A 22013-nucleotide genomic window follows, 5' to 3' on the forward strand; every position below is an offset into this window, starting at 1 on the left:
GATGCTGTATCTGCAGGTATCCAACGGCAAATCCGCTGCCCAGGCGCATTCCCATGACGGTCAGCGCTGCGTGTGCGGGCGCTCGCAGAAGTGCGATCTGCCACTGTCCGGCTGGAAGGTGCATGCCCAGCATGCCGAGTTCTTCGTCTCCAACGGACAGGTCTACGTGCGGGACCTCGGATCGGTGTTCGGCACCTTCGTCGGCGACAACCGCATCACATCGTATGGCCCGCTCGGCGCCGAGGAGGCTGTGCGCATCGGCGGCTATTCGATCACCGCGCAGTGGGGCAAGCTGCGCAGCCCCGATGGAAGCGACCAGGCCAGTGAGGCGGACCGGCCGGCGGCAGCCGATCGTGCGCCAGAGGCCATGCCGGCCGGCGCCGGCGGAGTTACCGCGCCGGTCCCCGCGATGGCAGGCGGTGCAGCCCAGGCGGGCGGCGACGCGCGCCAGACCACGGTGGTCATTGACCAGCAATGGCTGCACTACCGCCGGGTCATCCATGAACTGCTGATCCAGGCTTTCGATGTGCGTCGCATGGATGTCCACAACATGGACGATGGCGAGTTGCGCCGCCTGACGGAGCAGGCGATTGCCGAAATCTTCCGCAACATGCCCGATGAGATTCCCAAGGATGTGGATCGCACGCGCCTGCTGCAGGAAGTCCGCGACGAGGCCATCGGCCTGGGGCTGCTGGAGCCGCTGCTGGCCGACCCCACCACGACCGAGATCATGGTCAACCGCGTCGACGAGATCTTCGTCGAGAGCGAGGGCCGCCTCAGGCGGCTACCCCTGGCATTCTCCAGTGAGAAGACCATGATGGGCATCATCGAGCGCATCGTCGCGCCGGTGGGCCGGCGCATCGACGAGAGTTCGCCGCTGGTCGATGCGCGTCTCAAGGACGGCTCGCGCTTCAACGCCATCATCCCGCCGCTGGCACTGAAGGGACCGTCGATGACGATCCGCAAGTTTGCCAAGCGCAAACTCGATGCGCGCGATCTGCTGCGCTTTGGCTCGGCCAACGAGCAAATGGTCAGTTTCCTGCAGACGGCCGTCCAGAACCGCATGAACATCATCGTCTCCGGCGGCACCGGCTCGGGCAAGACGACACTGCTGAACATCCTCAGCAACTTCATTCCGGATGGCGAGCGCATCGTCACCATCGAGGATGCCGCAGAGTTGCAATTGCCGCACGAGCACCTGGTTTCGCTGGAATCGCGTCCGCCCAACGCCGAGGGCAAGGGCCAGGTGGCGATCCGCGATCTGGTGAAGAATTCGCTGCGCATGCGGCCCGATCGCATCGTCGTCGGGGAGTGCCGCGGCGGCGAGGCGCTCGACATGCTACAGGCGATGAACACCGGCCACGACGGCTCGCTGACCACCGCCCATGCCAACAGCCCGCGCGACATGCTGGCCCGCCTGGAGGTGATGGTGCTGATGGCAGGCATGGACCTGCCGGTCACGGCCATTCGTGAACAGGTGGCCTCCGCGGTGGACATCATCGTGCAGCAGACGCGCTTTGCCTGCGGCAGCCGCAAGATCACCCGGATCACCGAGGTGACGGGTGTCGAGAGCGGCAAGATCCAGCTGCTGGATCTCTTCCAGTTCGTCGAAACCGGCGTGACCGAGGACCACAAGACGGCCGGATACTTCACCGGCTGCGATGCCGTGCCGGAGTTCTACCAGAAGCTGCGGCAGATTGGCCTGGACGTCGATCTGGACATATTCAAGAAGGTGTCGCCGTGATGGAGATGGTGGTATCGCTGATCGCCGCGCTCAGCGTCATGCTGCTGCTGTTCTACGTCTACCGCATCTGGGACCGCTACCGGTCGCAGTTCACGCACAGCGCCAAGCTGTCGCTGGACAACCTGTTCTTCTTCGTCGATCCGCAGCAGCTGTTCTTCGCCAATGTCGGCATGGTGCTGGTGGTGCCGGTCTTCGTGTTCTTCGCCACCGGCGCCATTCCGGTCGCCATCGGCGCGGCCATCCTGATGTTCTTCCTGCCCGGGCTGGTCTACCGATACCTCAAGCGCCGCCGTCTGGACAAGCTGCTCGAGCAAATGCCCGATGCGCTGAACATGATGGCCGGCGCGATGCGCTCCGGCGGCAGCCTGGCGATGGCGATGGACCTGATCGTCGAGGAAACCCCACCCCCGTTCAGCCAGGAGATTTCCCTGGTGCTGCGCGAGCAGAAGCTGGGCGTCTCTCTCGACGACGCACTGGAGAACCTCGCGCAGCGGGCGCCCCTGCAGGATGTCGAGTTGCTGGTTTCGGCGATCACCATCTCCAAGGACGTCGGCGGCAGTCTGGCGGAAGTGCTGGAGCGGCTGGCGTCGACACTGCGGGCCAAGGCCGCGATGGAAGGCAAGATCAAGGCACTGACATCGCAGGGCAAACTGCAGGGCATCGTCGTCGGCCTGCTGCCGGTGCTGCTGGCGCTGGTGCTGTTCCAGATGGAGCCGGAAGCCATGGCACCGCTGCTCAACACCTATTACGGCTGGGCCGTGATAGGCGTGATCGCGGTGCTGCTGACGATGGGTGGCTTCATGATCAAGAAAATCGTCTCGATCGACGTGTAAGCCATGGACAAACTGCTTTTTGCCATCTGCCTGGGCGGCGCCGTGGCGCTGGGGTTTTACGCGATCTTCCAGCTGTTCGCGCAAACGCCCGGCGAGGACCGCACCTACAAGGACCGCCCGCCGCTGCTGTTCCGGCTGTTCTGGCCGCTGATCCAGCTCATTGCGGCCAGCTTTCGCTGGGCACTGTCGGCACGCAGCGAGAAGCGCTATCTGCTGGCCCTGCAACGTGCCGGCCAGAGCTACGCGCTGACTCCTGCGCAGTTCTTTGCCGGCAAACTGGTGTCGGCCGCCATCGGCCTGCTGTTTGGCTGGCTGATCGTTGGCATGCTGGGGAGTTCCAGCCTCGTGATTCCGGTGGGTCTTGGTGTCTTCGCCTTCTTCTACCCGGATCTCTGGCTCAAGGACATCACCAAGAAGCGCAATCTGGTGATCCTCAAGTCGCTGCCCTTCTTCATCGATTTGCTGATCCTGTCGGTCGAGGCCGGCCTGAACCTGTCGGGCGCCCTGCAGCAGGCGGTCAACCGCAGCCGGCCCGGGCCATTGGTCAATGAGATCAACCGCGTGCTGCGCGACGTGCGCGCCGGCAAGTCGCGCATCGATGCGCTGCGCGACTTTTCCGAGCGCCTCGATTTCACGCCGGTAACCAGCTTTGTCAGTGCGCTGGTGCAAGGCGACCGGACCGGCTCGAATCTCGGCCCGATCCTGCGCGCCCAGGCCGACCAGCGCCGCATCGAACGCTTTCTGCGGGCCGAGAAGCTCGCCATGGAGGCGCCGGTGAAGATGCTCGGTCCGCTCATCATGTTCATCTTCCCCTGCACCTTCATCGTGATCGGTTTCCCGATCGTCATGAAGTTCATGGCCTCGGGGCTGTAAGCATGTCCACGTACTGCTTCGACCACCAGTTGCTGATCAACGAGCGCGATTCGGGATACCGCGTCGGCATGGCGCGGCGCTTCCATCAACGCGCCGCAGGCCTGCTGTTCGGCCGTCCGCTGCGCGCTGGCGAGGCGCTCTGGATCGGCCAGTGCGGCAGCATCCACACCGTGGGCATGCGCTATGCCATCGACGTGGTGTTCCTCGACCGCAACGACCATGTGGTACGCGTGGCCGGGAACGTCCCGCCATGGCGTTTTCGCATCGCCCGGCATTCCGCCTCGGTGCTTGAAATGCCCGCCGGCCAGGCCCGTGCCGCCGGCCTGCATGCGGGCGACCGCGTGCAGATCATGCCTGCCTGTCCATCATCCAGCTAGCCAAGCCATGCCCACCATCCATCCCATGTCCGACCCAGCCGCCGTGCGCAGGATCCGCGCCACCGCGCTGACCCTGTTGTGTTCCATGCTGCTGGCCGCCTGCGGCACGACCTCCCAGACATCTGCCGCGCCTTCCCCGTTCATCACCGCCACTCCCGGCGTGCTGGGCGGCAACTATCCGCCGAAGACCGCCGAGGAGCAGCGCGCCGCACGGGAGCGGCAGACAGCGCCGGCGGACGATCCAAAGGCACAGGAGGCCCAGCGCATCCAGTCGGCCCAGGCCATGGAGGCCCTCAAGCAGGCCGAGCAGGCCTATGCGGATGGCGAGTGGGAGAAGGCCGCATCCGCCTTCAAGGGGCTGATCCAGACCCATCCCCGCAATGCCCAGGTGTGGTTCGGCTATGCCACGGCGACGGCATTCGGCGGTGATCTGGCCGAGGCGGCCATGGCCTTCGAACAGGTGCTGGCCATCAATCCGCAGGACGTGCGCTCGGCCTACAACCTGACGCTGATCCGGCTCTCGCAGGCCGAGTTGGCGCTGCAGATGGCGCGGGCGCAGGAAAGCGCGGCGCCGGAGCGTCTGAAACGCGAACTGCAGGAACTCAGCGCGCAGTTGACGCCGCTGTTCCGCGATGCAGCGCAGGCCACCGGCGCGGCTGCATCTGACGCCGCATCCGCCATCGTCACGACGGTGCCCGCCCCGAATCCGAATGCCGGTGCCGCATTCCGCGTTCAGGATCCCGCGCGTGCGGCTGATCAGGGCAGAAATTCGACCGCCCTGTCTGGCCTGGAAGTGCCAACGACCCAGCCCTAGTCCGGAGGCTCCAGATGCAGCGAATCCAGCACCGCCGACGAGCCTGCGCCAGGCCCTTGTCCCTGCATCGCATCAAGGGGGCGGGCATGGCCGAGTTCATCATCGTGACGCCCGTTGCCATCCTGCTGACGTTCTGCCTGATACAGGCCGGCCTGCTCTACATGGCCAAGCTGACCCTCAACAACGCGGTGTTCATGGCTGCGCGACATGGCGCCACGGAACACGCACAGCGTTCGGCCATCAAGGAGTCGCTGATCAAGGGCTTGCTGCCGTTCTATGTCAACGCGCTGGATTTCAAGGGCAGTGAAGTCTCCAGCCTGGTAGCCGCACGCATCAAGGCCGAGCTCGACTACCAACTCTATACAACGCTGGAGATCCTGAGTCCGTCCGCGGAAGCATTCCGTGTCTATGGACTCAAGGACAAGAACAATCGCACCTATATTCCGAATGACAATCTGGAGTTCCGCACCGCCACGCCGGTCAATGGCGCGAGCATCTCCCTGCGAGACGCCAATGTGCTGCGCATCAAGGTCACATATGGCTACGAGCTGAAGGTGCCATTGATGAAGGCCATCGTCTCGCGCGTGATGTGTCCGCTGATGAGCAGCGATTCGGAGGTCACGGCATGGAAGAAGCCTTCGGTGCTGGGGCAGTCCTCCGCTTCGGATTGCGTTCGCTATTACCTGCAGGGACGGGTGCCGATCGTCTCTTTCGCGACCGTGCAGATGCATACCGACCCGCGCCCGAACTAGCCATGACGACGAAAGCCATGGCGCTTGCACACAGGCTGCTTCAACGGGCCTGCCTGATGCCGATCTGCCTGATACCGGCCGGGCCGGCGATGGCTGCCGAGCCACTGCTGTGCTCGGAACACAATGTCCAATACATCATCGGCGGTATGCGGGAGAGCGCGACGGGGCCGTCCGGCATGGACGGCCGCTGCTCCAGTGGCATGGAAAAATCAACGACGACGACGCTGGCTGGCGGCGTTGCGGCAAGCCCGGCCAAAGCTGGCGCCGGAGCCCTCCCTGCGGCGCGGCCCAGAGTCGTGCCGAATGACGACGAACGGCGACTGATCCTCGAACACGAACTGTCCCGGGAGCAGCAGAGCCTGGAGGCACTGCCGCCGGACTCGGCCGATCACGATGCGCGCAGGCTGCGCATCGAGGAAAACCTGCGCTCCATCCGGTCGGAGCTGGACCGCTTGTGATGGCGGGGCGCGGCGGCCTTCGCGCAACGAGGCAATGGTGATCACCTCAGCGGTTGCGGCCCGCTACCGCGTGGCGACAGCCTTCGGCCTGGGGATTCTGCTGGGCCTCCCGGTCGCTCTGCCCGCAGGATGGCTATGGATGCTGCTGGCAGCCACGGCCCTGGGCCTCTTTCTGCGCCGGCATGCAGCGTACCGCACCGAACTGCTCTCGTTGAGCCTGGCGATGGGGGGGTACCTGGCTGCGGCCCTGTTCTGGCTGGGCCTGGCGGTTTATCGACCACCAGCCAACGGGATCGGCAGCACCGCGCTGATCTGCACGGCATTGTTGATGCTGCATACGGCCCTGTATGCCATTGGCTACGGCATGGTGCGAGGCCTGGGCCCATGGCTGGGCGTGCCTCGTGTCGCGTCGCAGGCCTTGGCCCTGGTTCTTGGCCTGCCCCTGGCCGAGGGCATGCGCTGCAGCGGAATCTGGGCCATGCCGTGGGCCATGCAAGGGGACATGCAGATCGACAACCCGCTGCTGGCGCCGTTCTATCCGCTGGTCGGCGCACCCGGCGTCACCGCTTTGTTCTGGATGCTGGCCTGGTCACTGGGTGCGGTGGTTGCCGATCTCCATCGGCCGACGCGGCCGGCATGGCTGCGCCGCCTGCGGCATTCGACGGCATTCTGGGCACTGCTGGCATGGGTGGCGGTCGCCTGGCCGCTGCGGCAACTGGAGTGGACCCACGCCCTTGATGCGCCGCGCCACGTCAATCTCGTGCACACGCAATGGCCGGGCGACGAGCGCTATGACCCGGCGGTGCAAACTCTCGGGCTGATGCAACTGCAAGATGCCGCGTCACAGTTTGCGGGGCAGCTGGTGATCTTCCCCGAACTTTTCCTGGTCGAACCGGCAGAAGCCCTCCATGCAGACTACCGGCAACAGCTGCTGGCGCTGCTGCAGCAGCATCGCACGGAGGTGATACTGGGCGCCCCCTTGACGGCAATGGACGGGGTGCACCGCCGGCAGTACAACGCCGCCTTGGCCCTCGACGGGACGGGCGCGCCGCAGTGGTACCTGAAGGAGCGACTGCTGCCGTTCTCCGAGTACTACCCGGAGCATTGGATGATCCGCTGGGCCTACCGCTTTCTATACCGCTATCCCATGGCCGACCTGCTCGCCGGGCCGGTTGTCCAGCCTGGGATTTCCTTGGCCGGCGTTGATCTGGGCCTGACGATCTGCAGCGAGCTGGCCTACCCCGACGTGGCGGCGCGGCAGGCGCAGGCCGCGCAGTTGCTGGTCAACATCTCGAACGATGGCTGGGTCCCGTCGCGCAGTTACTTCCGGCAGGCCCTGATGATCGCCCGAGTCCGGGCCGCCGAGGCCAACAAGCCGCTGGTGCGCGCCAACAATGTCGGGTTCAGCGCCATCATCGGCACGCGCGGCGAGCTGCTGCAGAGCTGGCGTGGCGCGCCGACGGTGCTCCGCGGTGCGGTTCTGCCCCGCACCGGGCAGACGCCATACATGCGGCTGCGCCAGTGGCTGGCGACGCGCGTGCAATGATGCAGCCAGGCGCGGCCTTGCCCGATTTCAGTCGAGTTTGACCAGTTCGACCCGGCGATTGGCGGCGCGGCCGGCTTCGCTGCGGTTGTCCTGCACCGGCTGCTCGGCGCCATGGCCTTCGGCCCGCAGCCGCGCCGCGTCGATGCCGGCCTGCACCAGCGTCGCCACCACGCTCTCGGCGCGCCGCTGCGACAGCGCCTTGTTGGCGGCGGCAGTGCCGACGTCGTCGGTATGGCCTTGCACGGCAAGACGCAGTTGCGGATCCTGTTTCAGCAATTGCGCGACCTCTTGCAGCGCCGGAGCGGCGTCGGACCGGATGTCCGCCTTGTTGTTGTCGAAATTGATGTGCAAGGTGGCAAAACCCTGGGTCTCGATGGATTGGCGCAGCTGGTTGGCGCTGATCAACTGCCCGGCTTCCTTCTGCTCGATCTGCGTCAGCTTGTAGCTGGAGCTGTAATTGACCTCGGTGACGATCCAGGTGCTGCTGCCGGGCTTTTTCAGCAGGTAGACATGCATTGGCATCGAATCGGGCACCGCCGTCAGCAGTTCGGCCCCGGCCTGCCGCAGTGCTGCGTCGAGATTGCGGTTGATGGCCTGTTCGCTGAGGCGGGTGTCGGTGGGGTTTTCCGAGAAGACGAATTGCGCCAGCGTCCCCTCGACGACAAGATGCCCCTCTTCATCGAAGCCGGGGGCCTTGCCGTCGCAATAGGTATTTTCCGTGCACCAGAAGCGCTCCATCATGGCCTCTGGATAGCCGGCGGCATTCTCCTGCTTGGTCGAGCTGAGGGTGTAGCCCGGCAATGCCGGCAGCAGCGGCTCGCCGGCATGGGCGGCGGCACACAAGGCCGTGGCAATGATCGGTATCCAATAATGCGTTTTTCTCATAAAAAATGTGCGCGATGGGTTTGCCGGAAATGCGGTGACGGGGAACAAGGGATATTCGGAATCATCCAGCTTTCAGTACCCCTGGCCTTTGCGGCGCCAGTGCATCGGCTGTTGGTATTGGGTGGATGCGGAGCGATCGAATCTGCAAGGGCAGGATGGGCTGGATTCTATGGCCCGGGTATTGCGGATATTTGACCGGGCCGGTATCCAATTGTCAGAAGTCACTGATTTTGTTGGACTTGTTTTCCATCGCCCGGGCCGTTTTCCCGGAAGCGATGAATCCCGGGGCAGGAACCCGGGATTCATCAGCCGCCGGCGCGCGCCGGCTGTGCGCCTTTCTCATTCAGCCGGAGGTCCGGACGCGGGCGCAGGCTTACTCGACCTTGACCTCCACCGGATCCATGAAGACATGGTAGATGTAGGAGCTGCCCGGAATGCGGTGGGTGTAGCCGAACAGCACCGAAGCCGTGCCGGCTTGCTGGAACACCACCGAACCGGCAGCGCTGGCCTCGTGGGCGGGTGAGCCCGGCAGCACCAGCGCGTGGCTGGGGTAGGCAACGCTGGCCTCGCCCTGCTTGTTGATGACGCGGATCATCGGACGTGCCATGGCTTGACCGACGGAGGCCGTCGGCGCATCCCCGGCCAGCTCGATCTGCTGGATGAAGCTCGAGGCCCAGTCGCTGTGGTCGGTCGTGATGCCGTGCACCCCCTGCACGTACAGGCGCTGGAAGGCACCCTGGTCGTTCACCGTCCATGGCCAGAAGGTCACGCCGCGATGCTTGGCCGCCTCCAGCAGCGGCTGGGTCAGGGAGCCATAGCCCGGGTTGTAGGTGGTGGAATAGTTCTGCGTGGCCTCCAGAACGTCCTTGAGGTTGCCGCTGCCGCCGCTGAGGAAGCCGACGGCAACCTCCGGCATCACATTCTTCATGCGGTTGATCTGCGCCGTGTGGAAAGAGATCGTGGCGACCTGGTCGCGCACGCCCGCCGCCTCGACTTCCTCGGCCAGCAGGTCCACCACTTCCGGGGTGGCGCTCTTGATCTCGACGAAGTGGACCATGGGCTGGCCCTTGAAGGTGTCGAAGAATTCCATCAGCGTCGGGACTTCGGCCCCGCGCGACGTGCGCAACTGCTTGACCTCGGCCAGCGTCATGTTCTCGATCGGGCCGCTGCCGCCCGTGGTGCGGTCCACCGTGTCATCGTGCATGATGACCAGATGGCCGTCCGTGGTCTTGTAGATGTCGTTCTCCACGGCGTCGGCGCCCACCTGGACGGCCAGCTTCGCGCCTTCGAGCGTGTTCTCGTCCAGGAAGCCGGGGATGCCGCGGTGGCCGACCACCAACGGGTTGCGCAGCAGCGTGTTCTCCGGGAACATGCCCAGCACCTCGGTGAAGACCTGCGGGTGATTGGCCAGCACGCCGTTGACCCCGCTGGTCAGGATGGCCGCGGCGACCTGGATGTCATCGGTATCGGTGGCGGCCCAGGGGGTGATCAGCAGCTGCTGCATGCGCGTGATGCTCCCGCGCGTGGCCAGCGACGGCGGCACGATGGCGATCTTGGCCAGCGCCTTGTTGGTCTCGCCCACCACATGGAGGATGTTCTCGGTCGTGCCTTCGAGCGCGCTGCGCGAGAAGTCCAGCGCGACCCGCGAGTTCGGCACCTGTACGCGGATGCGCCGCAGCAGCTCGGCGTTGTCGGAAGCCAGCGTCACGTCCGAGAGATCCAGCGCCTTGCTCTTCTCGATCAGCATGTCGGCAGTGGCCTCGTCCGACACATAGAACACGGCCAGGGTATTGCGCTCCCCATTGGCCAGGTAGTCCTGCAGCGCGCCCTGCGACGCGCCATCGCCGGCCTGCACGTTCAGGCTGCTGTCGAGGCAGAACATGTGCTGGCTGGGCGTGGCCTGATCCAGCGCCGCGCCGGAGGCGACGGCCTGCACGATGGTCGGCGCCATGGGCACGCCCGTTGGCGCCTGCTGGACCGCAATCGGGTCCTTCAGCTCCGGCAGGGCCTCGCTTTGCTCGTAGATCCGGACGCTGTTGACACGCATCCTCACACCCGCGGTGGACAGCCCGAAACCGCCCGATGCGCGCGCGTCCTCGGGGAAGACCACGTCCTGCTGCAGCACGTTGTCGAGGTACTGGCGCACGCGATTGCCATGCACCACCACGGTGGCTGTATAGGTCTTCTGCGCGTCGATGACCTCGCCGTAGGCCTTCGAGGCCATCACGTTCCAGCCTTCGGCGGCGGTGCGCTGGGCGAATTCCGTGCCGTTGGAAGCAGTCGCCGTCTGCCGGATGGCGAACTGGAAATAGGGCGACTTCTTGTCGCCGGGCGTCGTGCGGTACATCAGGCTGCCCCAGCGCGAGGCGTTGTTGGCCGAGAGGAAGGTGAACTCGACTTCCATGCGGAAGTTCTCGATGCCGTCGAACTCCGCGGGCAGCGCGAGTGTCGTCATGCTGCTGTCATGGCGCGTGCCATCGAGAATCAGGCTGCCATTGTCGAAGCTGATGACCTCGCTGCCGGATTCGGCGCCCGGATGCGCCACCACGCTCCAGCCCGCCGGCAGGGTGGTGGCGGTGTCGAAGTTCTCCTCGAGCAGGACCTGGGCTTCGGCCGCCTTCAGTAAGCTGCCCAGCGCCTTCGTGGAGGTGATGGCACTGTTGCAGATGCCCGGATAGGCGCCCGCGCCTGCCTCCGGATCGCTCCCACCGGGGTCGGTCCCCGGATTGCTGCCGTTGTCCGTATCGCCGGGCGCGGGCTGCGGGTCATCGCCGCCACCGCCGCAGGCGGCCAGCATCACGGCGCACATGATCGAACTCAGGAAGAACTTCGCTTTCATCGGGCCATCTTTCAGAAAATTCAGAAGGTGCGGAGTCTATGGAGCGCATATTTCAGTTATTTGATGATGCATCCCGTGAAATATCTGGTTTCATTTCTTGTGTCCGGCTTGTAGAAAACAAGGAGCTCCCTGACTCTGGTTCTGGCTCTCGCCCTGCGGGCGCTCATGAAAAGCTGCGAACGCCCATGGGGGCGAATGAAAGCGCGTGCCCCCGCGACGGCCGGGGACCGCGGCCATGTCATGTCCATGACACATTGGCTGCCTAGATTCGGTGTTTTCATTCCACGCCATGACCTGACTCCATGAAAGCACCGACCCTCACCACGTTCACCGCACTGGGCCGCGCGATCGCCTGCTTCGCCGGCGCACTGGCCCTGGCATCGACCGCCCAGGCTCTCGACCCTCGCTATACCGATGCCAATGGCGACCTGGTGGCCGATGCGCCCACCGACGCGGCACAATGGATCGACCCGGCCACCATCGTTTTCGCCTACACGCCCGTCGAGGATCCCGCCGTGTATGCCAAGGTCTGGGATGGCTTTCTGCAACATCTTGCGCAGGTGACGGGCAAGAAGGTCCAGTTCTTCCCGGTCCAGTCCAATGCGGCGCAGCTCGAGGCGATGCGCGCGGGCCGCCTGCACGTCGCGGGCTTCAATACCGGCTCCAATCCGCTGGCGGTCAATTGCGCCGGGTTCGTGCCGTTTGCGATGATGGCTTCCAAGGACGGCCGCTATGGCTACGAGATGGAAATCATCACCTACCCGGGCAGCGGCATCGACAAGGTCGAGGACATCCGCGGCAAGCAGCTCGCCTTCACCTCCGAGACCTCCAACTCCGGCTACAAGGCCCCATCGGCACTGCTCTCCAACGAATTCAAGATGGAGGCCGGCAAGGACTACACGCCGGTGTTCTCCGGCAAGCACGACAACTCGATCCTGGGCGTGGCCAACAAGGACTACCCGGCCGCCGCGGTGGCCAACTCGGTGCTGCAGCGCATGGAAGGCCGCGGCGTGGTCAAGCCCGAGCAGCTGAGCACCATCTACAAGTCGCAGACCTTCCCGACCACCGGCTACGGCTACGTCTACAACCTCAAGCCCGAGCTGGCCGACAAGGTCCGGCAAGCCTTCTTCAGCTTCGACTGGGAAGGCTCGGCCCTCGCGGAGGAATTCAACAAGAGCGAGCCGCCGCAGGAGAAGTTCATCCCGATCGAGTACAAGGAACACTGGCAAGTGGTGCGCGACATCGACGCGGCAGTGGGCGTGAAGTACACCTGCCAGTGAGCGCCGGGACCGCGAGAGACGGCATGCTTGAACTGCAAGGGCTGGAGAAGCGCTATGCGACCGGAGACCTGGCGCTCAAGGGCGTGTCGCTGCAGCTGGGGGCCGGCGAGGTCGTCGGCCTGATCGGCCCATCGGGCGCGGGCAAGTCGAGCCTGATCCGCTGCATCAACCGGCTGGTCGTGCCCAGCGCCGGCAGCGTGGTGTTCGATGGCGTGGACATGGGGCGCCAGAATGCGCGCGGATTGCGCGCGGCACGCCGGCGCATCGGCATGATCTTCCAGGAATATGCACTGGTCGAGCGGCTCACCGTCATGGAGAACCTGCTCTCGGGCAGGCTGGGCTACACGGGCTTCTGGGCCAGCTGGTTCCGGCGCTTCGATGCGCGCGACATCGAGCGCGCCTTCGGCCTGCTCGAACGCGTGGGCCTGGCAGGCATGGAGGACAAGCGCGCCGACGCGCTCTCGGGCGGCCAGCGCCAGCGCGTGGGCATTGCCCGCGCACTGATGCAGGACCCGCGCCTGCTGCTGGTCGACGAGCCCACCGCCAGCCTCGATCCCAAGACCTCGCGCCAGGTGATGCGCCTGCTGCTGGAGCTGTGCCAGGAGCGCGGCCTGGCGGCCATCGTCAACATCCACGATGTGGTGCTGGCCACCGAGTACCTGCCCCGCATCATCGGGCTGCGCGCCGGCACCGTGGTCTACGACGGTCCGGCCAGCGGCGTGGACCAGCGCGTGCTCACCCATATCTATGGCGATGAGGACTGGAGCGCCATCACCCGGCAAATCCCCGGCGGCGCTGCGCAGGCCGACGAGACACTGGCGCCGGCCCTCGCGCTGCAGGAAGCCGCCGCATGACGGCTGCGGCGCTGCGGCGCTGGCGGCGCCCGCCTCTGATCGCCAACCCGCTCTGGCGCTGGGCCCTGATCCTGGGCGCGCTCGCCTACCTGGTGCTGGCGCTGTCCACACTGGAGATCAACTGGAGCCGCATCAGCGAGGGCTGGGTGCGCGGCTGGCGCTTCATCTCGGCTTTCGCCCACCCGGATTTCTCCTCGCGCTGGGGCGACATCGTCACCGGCTTTCGCGAAAGCCTGACCATGACCGTGACCGCCACCGCGCTGGGGGTGGCCCTGAGCATCCCCATCGCGCTGGGCGGCGCCCGCAACCTCGCGCCGCTGCCGATCTACCTGCTGTGTCGCGGTTTCATCGCCCTCTCACGCACGCTCAACGAAATCATCGTGGCGATCTTCCTGGTGGTGATGTTCGGCTTCGGCCCGTTCGCCGGCTTTCTGACGCTCACTTTTGCCACCATCGGCTTCATGGCCAAGCTGCTGGCCGAGAGCATCGAGGAGATCGCGGCCAACCAGCTCGAGGCGCTGCGCGCCACCGGCGCCGGCGTGGCGCAGGTGCTCGACTTCGCCGTGCTGCCCCAGGTGCTGCCCAGGCTGGTGGGCCTGTCGGTCTACCGGCTCGACATCAATTTCCGCGAATCGGCCGTCATCGGCATCGTCGGTGCCGGCGGTATTGGCGCCACGCTCAACACCGCCATGGACCGCTATGAATTCGACACGGCCGCCGCCATCATCCTGGTGATCATCGCCATTGTGCTGGCCTGCGAATACGCGGCCGGATGGATCCGCCGATGGATACAGTGAACAGCCGGCATGCGGGGCCTGCAGTGGCCCCGCAACCCTGGCGCCGGCGCACGCGGCGCCAGGAATGGGCGGTCTTCCTCGGCTGGCTACTGGCCCTGTGCGTGGTGGTCTGGTGCTTCCGGGTGATGACGCAGGACACCATCTGGGCCTTCGTCTCCGATGCGCCGCGCCAGGTCGCCGACGTGGGCTGGCGCATGCTGCCACCCGACTGGGCCTTCATCGGCGAGCTGTGGCTGCCGCTGTGGGATACCTTCAACATCGCCACGCTGGGCACGCTGCTGGGGCTGCTGCTGGCCGTGCCCGTCGCCTTCCTGGCCGCGCACAACACCACCCCGAGCCGGCTGGTGCTGCGGCCGCTGGCGCTGACGGTCATCGTCGCCTCGCGTTCCATCAACTCGCTGATCTGGGCCCTGCTGCTGGTGGCCATCGTCGGCCCCGGGGTGTTCGCCGGCATCATCGCCATTGCGCTGCGCTCGATCGGCTTCATCGGCAAGCTGCTGTATGAAGCCATCGAGGAAATCGATGCGCGCCAGGTGGAAGCCGTCACGGCCACCGGCGCGACCGGAACCCAGGTCATGGCCTGGGCGGTGGTGCCGCAGATAGCGCCGGCGCTGGCGGGCATCAGCCTGTTCCGCTGGGACATCAACATCCGCGAATCCACCGTGCTGGGCCTGGTCGGCGCCGGCGGCATCGGCCTCAAGCTCGATGCGGCGCTGGGCACGCTCGCCTGGCCGAAGGTGACAACGATCCTGCTCGTCATCCTTGCCACCGTGGCGCTCAGCGAATGGGTCACCGCCCGGGTTCGGCAGCGCTTGATCTAGGGCGTTGCCGCACAAGCCGCCGTCGATAGACCCTTCTATCGAACGGGCGGCAGGCATTGGCAACACGAAAGGCGGCACAATCGCCGGTACCGCCATGCCGCCAGTGCATCTTCCCGGCCAGGCCGGTGCATGGCATTGCGCCCGATATTGCGGCGCCCTTCCGGCGGTCCGTTCCGTGAATTTTCAGGTGATTTCCATGCTGTTATCGACAAAACCGATCCACATGACGCTGCTTTCCATCGCTTTTTGCGGGCAGATGCTGTTCAGCAGCGCTCAGGCGGCCGAGCCGCCATTGCGCGTGGGTGTCATCCCGGTCGTGGCCAACGAGGCGACGGAACTGGCCATCGCCAAGGCCCGCGAGCAAGGGCTGGAGGTGGAACTGGTGGAGTTCAGCGACTGGGTGGTGCCCAACACGGCGGTGGTTGATGGCGCGGTGGATGTGAACTTCTTCCAGCATCAGCCCTTCCTGGAGCAGTTCAACCGCAACCAGGGCGCCAATCTCGTGCCCATTGCCTACGGCTACTCGACCACCATGGGCATCTACTCGAAGAAGCTGCACAAGGGTGAAGCCCTTCCGGACGGCGCGACGGTGGCGATTCCGTCCGATCCGGTCAACACCGCCCGGGCGCTGCTGCTGCTGCAATCGGCGCAGCTCATCACGCTCAAGGCCGGCGTGACCTCGACGGCCACGCTCGATGACATCACCGCCAACCCGAAACGCATCCGCATCGTGCAGATCGACGGCGCGCACTCGGCCCGCTCGTTCGACGACGTGACCGCCTCGGTGACCTATGCCACCTTCGCCAAGCAGGCCGGCATTGCCGAGACCGATGGCCTGCTCTACGACAACACCGACCCCGAGAACGTGCGACGCTATGCGATCCGCTGGGTCACCCTGCCCGAACGGGCCGATGACCCGCGCATTCGCCAGTTCATCGAGATCTACCAGCAGACGCCCGAGGTCAAGCAGATCCTGCGCAGGCTCTACGGCGAACTGATCGATTTTCCTTGGTGAGTGCCCGGCTTTTCTGGGCAGGCAAACTGCACCAACCCAGGCGGCAACAGAAGCAATACCCACCATGAAAAATGCCTGCACAAGGCAGGCATTCAGCAGGGCTTCACGCGACCCGATCAAAAATCATACGTCGCGGATATCCAGAGTCTGCGACCTTCCTCATGCGTGTTGTAGAGAGAGGTGTACGCTGTATTGCCGTTGCTGTTGGTATAAGAGCCATACTCCAGGAAGTCCTTATCAAGCAGGTTGTAGATGGCGGCATTGATGCGGAAGGCCTTATTGATCTGGTAGCTGCCACCGATGTTCAGTACGGTCGCGGCCTTCAAGTCGCCAAGCTGGGCACGGGCCACGGTGTCACTGCGCAGACGTTCACCACGATAGGTCAGACCAGCCCAGCTGCTGAACTGGTTGTTGATTTTCCAGTGCAGTTTCGCATTGAACATATGCTTGGGCGTATTGACCAGTTGCGCGCCTGTGGTCTTGTTCTTGCTGCGTGTGAAGGTGTAATTGGCAGTCGCATAAAGGTCTTGGCTGACCGGAATGCGGCTGTTCAATTCAACCCCCTTGGTCTCGGCCTTGTCCACGTTGGCCTTTTGGCTGTAGGTATCCACGGAAGGGAAATTGCCATAGTCCACACATCCCGGACGATTTGGCTGGCCGTTCCAACTGCAGTTTTCCACCGAGTTCCCGGAGGTGATCTTGTCTTTGAACTTGTTCAAGAACACGGTACCACCAATATTGAAGCCTTGCAGGTCGTCGAACTGGGCACCGAATTCGAAGTTCGTGCTCTTCTCCGGCTTCAGGCCCGGTGTACCGATCAATGGAATGGTTCCCTGACCACTCCAGCCGTTGATGCCATCCACGAGGTCATTGAGGTTGGGTGTCTTGAAGCCGCCACTGACACCACCCTTGAGCGTCAGGTTGGGGGTGGTTTCCCAAACGGCATAGACACGCGGACTGATATGGCTGCCGAAGGCGCTGTGATGATCATAGCGGGCCCCCAGCGTGACGGCCAGCGATTCGGTCAGACTCCACTCATCCTCGCCAAACAGCGCCCACTGGGTGTGCTTGAAGGGATCAGAGTCGGCTGCACCGTCAATCATCTTGGCGCGCCAGTACTGCGCTCCGACCGACAGCAAGTTGGCCTCGCCGAGCGTTGTGATCAGCTTGGTATCGAGAATGGTGTTCTCGCCTTCGATGGTGCGAGGATCACCGGCTCTTGCCGTGCTGGTGTCGTTAGGCAATGTGCGACCGATATTCTGGGTCTTGTTGTGCGTCAAGGCACTCTCAAGACGGCCGAAACTGAAGTTGCCGTTATGGGCGAGAACGATTTGATTGCGTTCGAACTTGAGCTTTTCCTCGTAGCCCCGCACGCCGATGGTGCCCAACTGGCCCTCGCTGTTGTCATAGCTCTGGCGAGCAATGTCGGCGTCCAGATAGATTTCGTTCTGCTTGTTGGGGGTCAGTGTCAAGCGCGTGCCCAGCGTATGAATATCGGCTTTCACCGGACTGGGGCCACGGGTGCTGATGGTGGAGCTTCCAGCATCGCCAGTAGCCTCCAGCAGGGACTCCTCACGGTGTTTGGTGCTGGCTCGGACCTGAATGCCCAGCAAATCCTGCTGAATGGGAGCACTCAGGTAAAGGTTGCCGCCATAGAGATTGCCCCGGTCGCTGTTTTCCTGGATGGTCGCATCGACGGATACGCTGCCTGTCAGCCGATCGGAGACCTTGCGGGTGATGATGTTGATCACGCCTCCCATGGCATCCGAGCCGTAGAGGGTGGACATGGGGCCTCGGATAACCTCGATGCGTTCGATGGCAGCCACCGGCGGCAGAAAAGCGGCGGAGTAGCCCTCGAAGCCGTTGGGACCCAACGCTCCTGCGGCCCCTTGCCGCTTGCCGTCCACCAGGATCAGCGTGTAATCCTGCCCCATGCCGCGAATGCTGATATTGGGGTTGCCCATCTTGTCGACACTCGTGCCCACATCCACACCTTCGACTTCCGAGAGGGCTTCTGCAAGAGTCGTGGTACGGTTGTTCTCAAGCTGCTCACGAGTTACCACCGTGATGCTGGCTGGTGCCTTTTTGATTTCCTGCTCGAAACCGGAGGCGGAAACCACCACCTCACTCAGTGCTTTGGCTTCTTCTGGGGCGCTGGTCTGCGCGACTGCAGTGCTTGCGGCGCACAACAGCGCCGCAGAAAGGGCAATCGGGGTTTGGTTCAGGGCGAAAGGTTTGCGCGGCATCTTGGCTCCGTGTGTTCATCTGCACGGTTTGTGCAGATATCGTCCTCAAATGGTGGGGAAACCCCACGAAAGCCTGCATTGTGAAAAAATCATGACGGTAACGCAAACCATTATTATTTGTTTGGCGGTTTCCGTTACGTTTATGCAACAGATCGTGTCCGGGGTGGTGGAACCGCAGCAACCGTGCCGCTTCGTTGTTCCGTAGGGCCAGGCATGGACCCGCCGCCTTGCACCGATAATGCGGCATGCAGCGAGAGTTACTGGAGAAGTACCAACTGGTGGTCTATTTGCTGGCCATCGGCACTGGCCTGTCGGCAGGGCTCATCTGGCCGGCAGGGGCAGGACTGCTTGAAGCCCTGCTCTGGCCCGTGCTGGCCGTGTTGCTGTTCGCGACCTTCGCGCAAACGCCCTTGACGCGGCTGCGCGCCGCGCTGTTCGACAGGGTCTTCCTCGGTTGCGCCCTGTTCGGCAACTTCGTCGCGGTGCCGCTGCTGGTATGGCTGCTGCTGCCACTGGCCGGCGATGACATGGCGCTGCATCTGGGCGTGGCGCTGGTGCTGCTGGTGCCTTGCACCGACTGGTTCATCACCTTCACCCAACTGGCAGGCGGAGACGTGCGCCGGGCCATTGCCTTCACGCCGCTGAGCCTGGTACTGCAGGTGCTGCTGCTGCCGCTTTACCTGTGGTTGTTCTTCGGCAACCAGTTCAGCATTTCGCTGATAAGTCCGCAATTGCTGCGGGCGTTTGCGCTGCTGATCGTGTTGCCGATGGCCCTGGCGTATGCCTTGCAGCGCTGGTGGCCGCAACGCCCCGGACACCCCCACCCGGCGACGGTGCTGGCCTGGCTGCCGGTGCCCCTGCTGGCGCTGGTGGTGGGGCTGATTGCTGCGGCCCAGGCGACGGTGGTGCTGCAGGCACTACCGGTTCTGCTGGGTCTGCTGCCGGTATTCGTGGCATTCCTGGTTATGGCCCTGCTGTGTGCCTGGGGCCTGGCGCGGACCTGCAAGCTGCCGGCTGCTTCGGGCCGAACGCTGATGTTCAGCCTGGGGACGCGCAATTCGTTCGTGGTGCTGCCATTGGCCCTGACCTTGGGGCCGGAGCTGGCGCTGGTCAGCACGGTGGTGGTGCTGCAGTCGCTGGTCGAATTGCTGGGGCTGGTGGCCTATCTGTGGTTGGCGCCACGGCTGTTTCCGCAAGCGCCGGCGGCCCATGGAGCGGTCTGACGATGCGCAAGCTCATCATCATCGCCGTGGGACAGAAGGTGCCGGACTGGGCGCAGCATGGCTTCGACGACTATGCCAAGCGCTTTCCCCCCGACATGCGGCTGGAACTGCGCACGGTGAAGACCGAACCGCGCTCGGGCGGCAAGACCGCGCAGCAGCTGATGGCGGCGGAGGCCCAGCGCATCGAGGCCTGCATTGCCCGCGATGCGCATGTGGTGGCGCTCGACGAACGGGGCAAAAACGGCACCACGCTGCAGCTTGCCGAACGCCTGGCCGGTTGGCGCGACCTGGGCAAGGATGTGGTGTTCCTGATCGGTGGGCCCGACGGCCTGCTGCCTCAGCTGCGCGCCCGGGCGCATGAAAGCCTGCGCCTGTCGGACCTGACGCTGCCGCATGCGATGGTACGGGTGCTGCTGGCCGAGCAACTGTACCGCGCCTGGTCGATCCTGAACAACCATCCCTACCACCGGGAGTGAGAACCTGTTTACCTCACGCGTGCATGCCGTGGGCGGTTTGGCTGGGCATGGAGCATGGGGCAATGACGGCCCTCCAACGCAACACGATCGCACCATAGCTGTGCAATCACGCCAATTGGTCTGACCAATTGAATGAAAAATTGGCATTCAAACGAAGTTCCTAGGGTTTGTCCCGATCATTTTGGTGCAGAAGGCGTTTCTATAATCGCGGCGCGTAGCGGTTGGCTGCCATTGGTATGACCAGAATGCCGGAGCCGGACCACTGCGAGTTTCCCTGCCGCCAGCCTCCTGTGCCATGTGTCATTGCATGGGGTGCCGGTCAGCTTCGAACCATCGCCGCCGCTGCCTGCCATGCCGTCCTCGCGTGGCGGGTGTGGTGGCGGCAAGCGGCAGCGGGTTAGCACCCGCTGCCATTCCCTCCTTGTCAAGGAAGATACAGGAAGTTAGGCAATGCAATCCATCTGGCAACAAAACTACGACCCCGCCGGGAACATCTGGATCTCGGCCCTGGTCGCGCTGATTCCCATCATCTTTTTCTTCATTGCGCTGACCAAGCTGCGCCTCAAGGGCTATGTGGCGGGCACCATCACAGTGGCACTGGCACTGGCGGTGGCGCTGGTGTTCTACCGCATGCCGGTCTCGGCGGCGCTGGCCTCGGGGGTGTATGGCTTCCTGTATGGCCTGTGGCCGATCGCCTGGATCATCGTGGCCGCGGTGTTCCTCTACAAGATCTCGGTGAAGACCGGGCAGTTCGACATCATCCGTTCGTCGATCCTGTCGATCACGCCGGACCAGCGCCTGCAGCTGATCCTGGTGGGCTTCTGCTTCGGCGCCTTCCTGGAGGGCGCGGCCGGCTTCGGCGCGCCGGTGGCGATCACCGCCGCGCTGCTGGTGGGCCTGGGCTTCAAGCCGCTGTATGCGGCGGGGCTGTGCCTGATCGCCAATACCGCTCCGGTGGCCTTCGGCGCGATGGGCATTCCGGTCATCGTGGCCGGGCAGGTCTCGGGCATCGATCCGTTCCTGATCGGCCAGATGGCCGGCCGCCAGCTGCCGTTCATGACCATCATCGTGCTGTTCTGGCTGATGGCCATCATGGACGGCTGGCGCGGTGTCAAGGAAACCTGGCCGGCCGTGCTGGTCGGCGGCGGCTCCTTCGCCATCATGCAGTTCCTGACCGCCAACTACATCGGCCCTGAGCTGCCGGACATCACCTCGGCCATCGTGTCGCTGGTGGCGCTGACGCTGTTCCTCAAGGTCTGGCAGCCCAAGAGCGTGTTCCGCTTCGAGACCGATGCCTCCGACGCCAACCCCGAAGCCATTGCCGCAGCCAAGGCCGCCGCATCCGCCGCGCCGGTCAAGCTGACTACGGGCATCGTGCTCAAGGCCTGGTCACCCTTCATCATCTTGACCGCGATGGTGACGATCTGGAGCCTCAAGCCCTTCAAGGCGCTGTTTGCCGCCAATGGCGCACTGGCGAGCTGGGTCGTCAACATCCCGGTGCCGCTGCTCCATGGTCTGGTGGAAAAAACGCCGCCGGTCGTCGCCACGGCAGCGCCCTACCCGGCGGTCTACTCGTTCAACTGGTTCTCCGCCACCGGCACGGCCATTCTGCTTGCCGCGCTGATCAGCATCGTGTTCCTGCAACTCAAGCCCGCCAAGGCCATCGAGACCGCCGGCGAGACCTTCAAGGAACTGGCACTGCCGATCTACTCCATCGGCATGGTGCTGGCTTTTGCCTTCATCGCCAACTACTCGGGCCTCTCGACCACGCTGGCGCTGGCGCTGGCGCACACCGGCAGCGCATTCACGTTCTTCTCGCCGTTCCTCGGCTGGATCGGCGTGTTCCTGACCGGTTCGGACACCTCGGCCAACGCCCTCTTCGGCGCGCTGCAGGCCACCACCGCCCAGCAGCTGGGTCTGCCCGAAGTGCTGATGGTCGCGGCCAACACCACCGGCGGCGTGACCGGCAAGATGATCTCGCCGCAATCGATCGCCATTGCCTGCGCGGCCGTGGGCCTGGCTGGCCGCGAATCGGACCTGTTCCGCTTCACCGTCAAGCACAGCCTGGTGTTTGCCGTCATCATCGGCATCATCACCACGCTGCAGGCCTACGTGTTCCCGTGGATGATTCCGGCCATCCACGCCACGCACTGAGCACGGCCCCTGGCTCCAAAGCTGTG

The 22013-nt window shown here is 64.4% G+C and carries 19 protein-coding genes; 16 read left to right on the forward strand and 3 right to left on the reverse strand.

The window, feature by feature from the left end; genetic code table 11:
• Nucleotide 1: 1 nt before the first annotated feature.
• Genes EV687_RS10115 through lnt form a run of 8 tightly spaced genes read left to right on the forward strand, consistent with a single transcriptional unit; the run spans nucleotide 2 to nucleotide 7397 of the window.
• Complete coding sequence (locus tag EV687_RS10115; protein WP_122230206.1) at nucleotides 2-1744, forward strand: TadA family conjugal transfer-associated ATPase; 1743 nt, start codon at nucleotides 2-4, stop codon at nucleotides 1742-1744.
• The gene (locus EV687_RS10120; RefSeq protein WP_122230204.1) at nucleotides 1744-2577 is read left to right on the forward strand and encodes a type II secretion system F family protein; all 834 of its coding nucleotides are present in this window, start codon (nucleotides 1744-1746) and stop codon (nucleotides 2575-2577) included. The genes EV687_RS10115 and EV687_RS10120 overlap by 1 nt, the downstream gene beginning before the upstream one ends.
• Nucleotides 2578-2580: 3 nt before the next feature.
• Nucleotides 2581-3450 carry a type II secretion system F family protein gene (locus tag EV687_RS10125; RefSeq protein WP_122230202.1) on the forward strand — a complete coding sequence of 290 codons (870 nt, stop codon included), beginning with the start codon at nucleotides 2581-2583 and terminating at the stop codon, nucleotides 3448-3450.
• Between the two features lie 2 nt (nucleotides 3451-3452).
• Entirely contained in the window at nucleotides 3453-3827 is a 375-nt protein-coding gene (locus EV687_RS10130) for a DUF192 domain-containing protein (protein ID WP_122230200.1), read from the forward strand.
• A gap of 25 nt (nucleotides 3828-3852) precedes the next feature.
• Nucleotides 3853-4641: a hypothetical protein gene (locus EV687_RS10135; RefSeq protein ID WP_130466486.1), complete on the forward strand. Its 789-nt coding sequence runs from the start codon at nucleotides 3853-3855 to the stop codon at nucleotides 4639-4641.
• 56 nt (nucleotides 4642-4697) lie between these two features.
• Nucleotides 4698-5393, forward strand: coding sequence for a TadE family protein (locus EV687_RS10140; RefSeq protein ID WP_162846631.1), 696 nt, complete (start codon nucleotides 4698-4700; stop codon nucleotides 5391-5393).
• 2 nt (nucleotides 5394-5395) lie between these two features.
• Nucleotides 5396-5851, forward strand: a complete 456-nt coding sequence (locus EV687_RS10145) for a hypothetical protein (protein WP_122230194.1) — start codon at nucleotides 5396-5398, stop codon at nucleotides 5849-5851.
• Nucleotides 5852-5885: 34 nt separating this feature from the next.
• Nucleotides 5886-7397 (forward strand): apolipoprotein N-acyltransferase, encoded by a 1512-nt coding sequence (lnt, locus tag EV687_RS10150; RefSeq protein ID WP_162846630.1) that lies wholly within the window; start codon nucleotides 5886-5888, stop codon nucleotides 7395-7397.
• A 27-nt stretch (nucleotides 7398-7424) separates the two neighbouring features.
• Here lnt and EV687_RS10155 read toward each other — a convergent pair whose 3' ends face one another.
• On the reverse strand, nucleotides 7425-8282 hold the full coding sequence (locus EV687_RS10155; protein WP_122230189.1) for an OmpA family protein: 858 nt from the start codon (nucleotides 8280-8282) through the stop codon (nucleotides 7425-7427).
• Nucleotides 8283-8655: 373 nt separating this feature from the next.
• Complete coding sequence (locus EV687_RS10160; RefSeq protein ID WP_122230187.1) at nucleotides 8656-11121, reverse strand: glycerophosphodiester phosphodiesterase family protein; 2466 nt, start codon at nucleotides 11119-11121, stop codon at nucleotides 8656-8658.
• 302 nt (nucleotides 11122-11423) lie between these two features.
• Here EV687_RS10160 and phnD point away from each other — a divergent pair, with 302 nt between their 5' ends.
• From phnD to EV687_RS10185, 5 genes are all read left to right on the forward strand, one after another.
• Nucleotides 11424-12401: a phosphate/phosphite/phosphonate ABC transporter substrate-binding protein gene (phnD, locus tag EV687_RS10165; RefSeq protein ID WP_122230185.1), complete on the forward strand. Its 978-nt coding sequence runs from the start codon at nucleotides 11424-11426 to the stop codon at nucleotides 12399-12401.
• Nucleotides 12402-12424: 23 nt separating this feature from the next.
• A complete protein-coding gene (phnC, locus tag EV687_RS10170; RefSeq protein ID WP_122230182.1) occupies nucleotides 12425-13255 on the forward strand; it encodes a phosphonate ABC transporter ATP-binding protein in 831 nt (276 codons plus the stop codon).
• Nucleotides 13252-14052: a phosphonate ABC transporter, permease protein PhnE gene (gene phnE, locus EV687_RS10175; RefSeq protein ID WP_122230180.1), complete on the forward strand. Its 801-nt coding sequence runs from the start codon at nucleotides 13252-13254 to the stop codon at nucleotides 14050-14052. The genes phnC and phnE (EV687_RS10175) overlap by 4 nt, the downstream gene beginning before the upstream one ends.
• A complete protein-coding gene (gene phnE / locus EV687_RS10180) occupies nucleotides 14040-14873 on the forward strand; it encodes a phosphonate ABC transporter, permease protein PhnE (RefSeq protein ID WP_122230178.1) in 834 nt (277 codons plus the stop codon). The genes phnE (EV687_RS10175) and phnE (EV687_RS10180) overlap by 13 nt, the downstream gene beginning before the upstream one ends.
• Nucleotides 14874-15096: 223 nt before the next feature.
• Nucleotides 15097-15888, forward strand: coding sequence for a MetQ/NlpA family ABC transporter substrate-binding protein (locus EV687_RS10185; protein WP_242612569.1), 792 nt, complete (start codon nucleotides 15097-15099; stop codon nucleotides 15886-15888).
• Nucleotides 15889-16004: 116 nt separating this feature from the next.
• On the opposite strand, the gene EV687_RS10190 is transcribed toward EV687_RS10185, so the two are convergent.
• Nucleotides 16005-18134 (reverse strand): TonB-dependent receptor domain-containing protein, encoded by a 2130-nt coding sequence (locus EV687_RS10190; protein ID WP_122230176.1) that lies wholly within the window; start codon nucleotides 18132-18134, stop codon nucleotides 16005-16007.
• A 245-nt stretch (nucleotides 18135-18379) separates the two neighbouring features.
• Here EV687_RS10190 and EV687_RS10195 point away from each other — a divergent pair, with 245 nt between their 5' ends.
• From EV687_RS10195 to lldP, 3 genes are all read left to right on the forward strand, one after another.
• Complete coding sequence (locus tag EV687_RS10195; RefSeq protein ID WP_122230174.1) at nucleotides 18380-19357, forward strand: arsenic resistance protein; 978 nt, start codon at nucleotides 18380-18382, stop codon at nucleotides 19355-19357.
• Between the two features lie 2 nt (nucleotides 19358-19359).
• Nucleotides 19360-19833: a 23S rRNA (pseudouridine(1915)-N(3))-methyltransferase RlmH gene (gene rlmH, locus EV687_RS10200; protein ID WP_122230172.1), complete on the forward strand. Its 474-nt coding sequence runs from the start codon at nucleotides 19360-19362 to the stop codon at nucleotides 19831-19833.
• A 450-nt stretch (nucleotides 19834-20283) separates the two neighbouring features.
• Nucleotides 20284-21987, forward strand: coding sequence for an L-lactate permease (gene lldP / locus EV687_RS10205; RefSeq protein WP_122230170.1), 1704 nt, complete (start codon nucleotides 20284-20286; stop codon nucleotides 21985-21987).
• Nucleotides 21988-22013 lie beyond the last annotated feature (26 nt).

This window comes from Corticibacter populi (assembly GCF_004217315.1).
Taxonomy (GTDB): Bacteria; Pseudomonadota; Gammaproteobacteria; order Burkholderiales; family Burkholderiaceae_C; genus Lampropedia; species Lampropedia populi.